At 54.4% G+C, this 5,677-nt stretch carries 7 protein-coding genes; 3 read left to right on the top strand and 4 right to left on the bottom strand.

Annotation, left to right across the window (positions count from 1 at the left end):
* The 3 genes from QE270_RS04215 to QE270_RS04225 all read right to left on the bottom strand — a co-directional run.
* Positions 1 to 381: aldehyde dehydrogenase family protein (locus QE270_RS04215; protein WP_366142252.1), on the bottom strand; the 381-nt coding region annotated here is incomplete at its 3' end.
* A gap of 40 nt (positions 382 to 421) precedes the next feature.
* On the bottom strand, positions 422 to 1,507 hold the full coding sequence (locus tag QE270_RS04220; RefSeq protein WP_300035652.1) for a PepSY-associated TM helix domain-containing protein: 1,086 nt from the start codon (positions 1,505 to 1,507) through the stop codon (positions 422 to 424).
* 171 nt (positions 1,508 to 1,678) lie between these two features.
* Positions 1,679 to 1,942 (bottom strand): DUF6356 family protein, encoded by a 264-nt coding sequence (locus QE270_RS04225; protein WP_300035655.1) that lies wholly within the window; start codon positions 1,940 to 1,942, stop codon positions 1,679 to 1,681.
* A gap of 113 nt (positions 1,943 to 2,055) precedes the next feature.
* Between QE270_RS04225 and QE270_RS04230 the strand changes: the two genes are divergently transcribed.
* Positions 2,056 to 2,526: an Lrp/AsnC family transcriptional regulator gene (locus tag QE270_RS04230; RefSeq protein WP_300035658.1), complete on the top strand. Its 471-nt coding sequence runs from the start codon at positions 2,056 to 2,058 to the stop codon at positions 2,524 to 2,526.
* 153 nt (positions 2,527 to 2,679) lie between these two features.
* Positions 2,680 to 3,393 (top strand): hypothetical protein, encoded by a 714-nt coding sequence (locus QE270_RS04235; protein WP_300035661.1) that lies wholly within the window; start codon positions 2,680 to 2,682, stop codon positions 3,391 to 3,393.
* Positions 3,394 to 3,812: 419 nt separating this feature from the next.
* On the opposite strand, the gene QE270_RS04240 is transcribed toward QE270_RS04235, so the two are convergent.
* Positions 3,813 to 4,121 (bottom strand): hypothetical protein, encoded by a 309-nt coding sequence (locus QE270_RS04240; protein WP_300035666.1) that lies wholly within the window; start codon positions 4,119 to 4,121, stop codon positions 3,813 to 3,815.
* A gap of 54 nt (positions 4,122 to 4,175) precedes the next feature.
* Between QE270_RS04240 and QE270_RS04245 the strand changes: the two genes are divergently transcribed.
* A complete protein-coding gene (locus QE270_RS04245; protein WP_300035669.1) occupies positions 4,176 to 5,594 on the top strand; it encodes an NAD(P)/FAD-dependent oxidoreductase in 1,419 nt (472 codons plus the stop codon).
* Positions 5,595 to 5,677: the final 83 nt, after the last annotated feature.

The raw sequence follows: 5,677 nt of genomic DNA on the forward strand, positions 1-5,677 counted from the left end.
GGTTCGTCCCACGCCGGAATTCTTGTAACCGCCAAAGGGTGCGCGCAGGTCGCGTGCCAAGGGCGTATTCACCCAGATCGTGCCGGCCTGCAATGCATCCTGTACCCGCATCACGGTCGGCATATCCGAGCACCATAGATAGGCGACAAGGCCGAACTCGCTCTGATTGGCGATCTCGATGGCCTGATCTATCCCGTCATAGGTGAGGAAGGTCGCGAAGGGCCCGAATATTTCTTCCTGACACAAGGGGGTCGCATTGTCCTCGGCGAGCGCGACCGTCGGGGAGACGTAGTAACCCCGATCGAACCCATCGGCACGCTTTCCTCCCGTCAGGATATTGGCGCCCGCAGCGAAAGACAGAACGCGGTCAGCCCAGCATATTTGTGGACCGCGCGCATTACGCGGTGCAACCTCGGCGGCATCAGGCGGCTTCCTCCGCCGCGATCCTGCGCTTCGGCTTGCGCCCGCGCCGCCACATGATGAAGCCCGTCGCCACCCACAAACTCACCGACACGCCGATAATCGAATAGATCACTCCGCCGACCGGACCGATGACGTAGCCGCTATGGACCGGGAAAAGCCAACCGCGGACGCCATCGCCGCCGCTTGTCAGACCGGTCGGATAGATGCCGACAACCTTGCCGGTCTGCGGATCGACCAGCACGTCGGTCCGCTTCAGCTGCCAGTCCATGAATGCGAACCAGTAGTTGGCCGCGTGCGGTCCCGCCGGTCCGAACGCAATCATGTGCAGATTGCCGACTGCCTTTTGCGCAGTGGCGTACGCTGTGTTGGCATCGACGGCAGGGGCCATTGCCATGCCCGCGTGCCCTGCGGGCATCTCCATATTGCTCTTGAACACCGAACGGCCCGAGGTCTTCTCGGCCCAGGTGTAGAGGTTGAGCGCGGTGCCGGTGCCCGCGACCGAGATGATGAACAGTCCAGCGACGATACCGGCGGTGCGGTGGAATTTGACCACGCCCTTGACGTTGCGGCTGGTGTTCCGCGTCCGGAACCAGATCACGATGCCGAGCGCTGAGAAGATGACGACGCCGATCCCGAGTATGGTCAGGATGATCTTGCCTGGCGTGCCGAAAATCAGCCATTTGTGAATCGCGGAAGCAATACCGACCCAGCCCGCTGTCGCCGACTGTTCGGTGATGACCTTGTTCTCGAACTGATTGACCAGAACTATGCGCGACATATCGTGCCTCTTGATGTCGCGACCGCCCATTACGACGATGGCGGTGTTGGGCGAGACAGCCGCCGGATACATCATGTGCGCAACCTGAAAGCCGGGACGTTCCCGCTGAATATCGGCGAGGATGTCGCCCGGCGGGGCGGGCGGACCGCTGCCGTCGGCCCGATAAAAACCGGGATCGGTGGCCTGTAGTAGCCAGAACCGGTTTTGCGAGATCGCGCCGGTGACGCCCTGGACGACAAAGAACAGTCCGAGCACCAGCGCAAACCGCCGGTGCCAGCGCCGTAGTGTCAAGGTCGATACCGCCATGCCATTCTCCTGATAGTCTGCGGACCAACTCAGTCCGGACCGATGTGCTCAGACAACCCCGGAAGGTTGGCCAGGTGCTTTGCTAGAATTTATACGACGCATTGATGCCGAACTGCCGTTTGCGCGGAGCCGACACAGCCAGCTTTCAGGCAGACCCAACGAGCCCATTTTTTAGACCTTTTTTCCGCGATGATCTTCCTCTGTCCATTTAGCTCTCGATTGTTCACTGCGGCGCATGACCATTCGGCTATGAAGATTTCGTATTTTGTCGCTGCCAGTGCGTTCGAACATAAAGGGAAACAAACCATGCATTAGGCAAGCGAGACCGCCGCAGAACATGCATACAGCAAACCCAGATGCTTGCCGCAGATGCTGGAAATATGTTTCTCCAACAGTCTCTGGATGCTCAACAAAAAGGCGCGATAATTTTCTCATAGCGGTGCTTTCTCATTCGAATGTCAACTTGCCGCCTAGATAACAGAGTATTACTAGAAAATGTTCCCAAATATTTCTAGATTACATTTATAAATTAGTTTATAAACCTAAAAATGAGCGAAAATGTGAAAATTGATACTATCGATCGGCGAATCTTAGAAATAATTCAACGTGACGCCACGCATTCGATCCAGGATATAGGTGAGCAAGTTGGCCTTTCTACAAATCCTTGCTGGCGGCGCATCAAACGAATGGAAGATGCAGGGATCATCGAGCGCCGCGTAGCAATTTTAAACCCGGTAAAGCTAGGATTGGGCGTCACCGCTTTCGTGTCAATTCGAACAAACAAGCATACGCCCGATTGGCTGGCGTCCTTTGCAGCCGGAATACTCAGTATTCCTGAGATAATAGAATGTCATCGCATGAGCGGGGATGTTGACTATCTGCTTAAGATCGCCGTCGCAGATATCGCGCATTATGATCGTATCTACCAAGAACTGATAGCCGCAGTACCCGGACTGAGTGATGTTAGCTCAACGTTTTCTATGGAACGCCTCAAATACGGAACAGCGCTTGCAATATAGTCGAGCTTCAGCACCTCTTCGGTCTCCTTGTGTGAGTGTTTAACTCTCAAGTGACCGTTGCAAAGCCGTTACAAGTCCAGATATCTAAAAAGCCGTTTGCCAAATAGGAAAGAAACGCTAAATTTGTCCAGACAACATTAGGAGGATCCCAAAATGCGTCAGCGCCTCTCAACTCTCGGTTTTATCTCATGCACAGCGGCCTTGATGGCTTGCGTTGGCGCCAATGCTGCAACTTCATCGGAAGCGGCTTCTATAGCGGCACAGATGGCGAATACGGCGGTAATCTACTCAAACACGGAAGAAGTATATTTTGATGCAGAGGCAGGCAAGGAAGCAGCACCCAAGCTCACGATTAGTGTCAACAGCGGCAAGGTAACCTATTTGGATGACTATGACGTTCCTATACCGGCGCCCGTTGGCGTCTCCGTCGTCAAGATGGCTCCAGACATTGTAATACTGAACACCGGAAAGCGCACGACCGAATTGCGGCGCGGCAATCCCATCAAATGCTGGGCTTCGGTGCGTAAGAATAAAACGAAGCCCGGCGGAAAGGATGATTGGCATTTTGTTGGGGAATTAAAGAGCCATGATCAGGGTGGACGTATCCGGATCGGAGGAGGAGAAAGCGGAACCCCTGCGGCAATGTTTCGAATGCGCACCGTTTATTGGCCACAGCCATCAACCTCGCGGCCCTCCAAGGTGCTCTATATCCACACAGCTGAAGATCCCGAACGCGCGGTAAGCTACAGCTGGGCTAACATTGATGCATCTCGCGTTGGCGTCAATTTGCGGTGGATACAGGTAAGCTGCACGATTGAAGGCGCCGAGCGTGGATCACAGGTCAGTAAGGATACCTTTCGCGGTTAGGATCAGGCACCTACCGCGGTGCATGTGATCCATCATTCGAAACGACTAGCCCGGATCGGCCGTAGGCGGCCTGAAAAGCGCTGGATCAACTTTGACATTGACCTTAGTCTCTTTCCAGAAAACCTCATTGGTTTTGAGGCCATTATAATAAAGCGTGACATGGCGGGCTAGCAGCCAACCCGGAGTTTTGAGCCAAATAAAGTCATCATAAATACGATAATGCCAGCCTTTTGGCGTTACAAATCCGACCGTAATAAATTTGCTTTTTTATCAACGCCAAACAGCGTCTTGTTTCCTTTTGGGTAGGTCAATTCCACCATCCAGGATTGGTGCTCGGCAACTCGATCATCGGGAATACGCTGTGCAGCAAAGCCAGGTTTTTTCGCTTTTCTGATGATACTAAAACAGAAGTTGCTTGCCTAGTAAGCATCAGCCTCAGCTTTAGGCATGACGCCTTTCTCAGTCCAGGTCGCACTTCCATCAAAGCCGGCTAGAAACATTGGTCTCCCGTTGCTGATCGCACTTATGCGCACTTTCCCCTTTGCCCCATGGCCAGACAGCACAAGCGTCTCAGCACTGGCCCATGTTTCTCCCCCCGCTGCCGCACGAGCCATGGCAAGGATTACCACACCGTCAGGCTCCACGTCTTTGGCTGACAATAAATCACTGCAGACGAGAAACAGCATGGCTACTGACCCGTTTCTAAAAATGCCCAATGCTAATTCCATTGTCCGGACAAATTTCACTTGCCTCTATGGTCATACTGTTGTCAACATTGCCTTATGAACAAAGTTAATATGCCTGCAATTGGACGGCGCGCCGTTATCGGAGGATTAAGCGCATCGTTGCTCATAGGGGCTGCTCCACGCAGACTATCCAGCACTGATGCCGATGTCATTGTCATTGGAGCTGGACTGGCAGGGCTTCATGCAACAGCGCTTCTGGGAAATGCCGGTTTTAAGGTTCTGTTGATCGAAGGAAATAATCGAATAGGCGGTCGGGTTCATACGCTTGATCGCTTGCCCGGCGCGCCCGATGCCGGCGGGATCCAGGTAGGTGCGTCCTATCAGCGATTTAACAGCATCGCAGACCGGCTGAAAGTCGAACGCTATCTGCCCGCGCCATCCAAACCAGGAAATCTATATAGCATTGGCGGTGCAAGCTTCTTGAAAGAGGCATGGGCCGCACATCCGCAAAACCGGCTTGCCCCCGCCGAAAAGGCTCTTGAGCCGGACGCCTTGTTCTTTAGTATGCTTCGAAAGCTTCCGAAAATCGCCAATGTAGAGGATTGGATGGCGGGCGGCATGGCCATTGATATATCACTGGCCGATTGGCTCCGGCAGAATGGCGCGTCCGACGAGGCCATCCGGCTGATGGACAGCAATCTAAATGGTCGCACGCTTGCCGAGCTGTCTACGCTGCACATGCAGCGGACATTGGCGGCATACGGGGCAGCAGCCCAGGCCAATTCCGGCCCAACCAAATATGTGCGCGGCGGCTCTCAGCGGATGACCGATGCGATGATGGCAGAGTTACGGTCAGATATCATGATGAACGCGCCCGTGAAGGCCATAAGTGAGCAAGCAGGCGACGTTGAAGTCATGCTGGCGAATGGTAAAAGGCTCCGTGCCAAACAGGTGGTGTGCACCATACCATTTTCGGTGCTGCGTGGTATCTCTATTGATGCAAATCTGCCCGAGGCACTCCGAAGCACCATCCAGCGCCTGCCTTATACCAAGGCAAGCTTCGCCTTCCTTCATGCCAGCACCTCCTTCTGGAAGGGTGATGGACTGCCGGAGACTATCTGGACTGACGATCCACTGATCGGGCGCGTCTTTGCGCTCGATGGTGACCCGCCCCTGCTTAAGGTTTGGCTCAACGGTCCGCGAGCAGAAGCGCTTGATAGAATGGAGCCGGCAACTGCGGGTAAGGAGATGATCCGCCGCATTGAGAGGATCAGGCCCTCAGCGCAGGGAAAGCTAGAATATTTAGATATGTTCAGCTGGCAGAAGCAGCCCTTTGCGGGCGGTATCTACCATCACATCGGGACAGGCCTTGGCGCATCACTCGCGGCTACCGTACAGCATCGCGGGCGAAGGTTGCATTTTGCTGGTGAACATATGGCACGGCTGGCGTCAGGTATGGAAGGCGCGCTGGAGAGCGGGGAGCGCGCGGCGCTAATGGTCCTTGAAAAGCTCTAGGCGGTATCTGGCAAATCGCTACAGTCTAGCCTATCGACAGAGGAAAAGGCACCCCGCGTGAGGTGCCTTTTCTTTTCATCTAT

It is taken from the genome of Sphingorhabdus sp., assembly GCF_029865925.1.
Taxonomy (GTDB): domain Bacteria; phylum Pseudomonadota; class Alphaproteobacteria; order Sphingomonadales; family Sphingomonadaceae; genus Sphingorhabdus_B.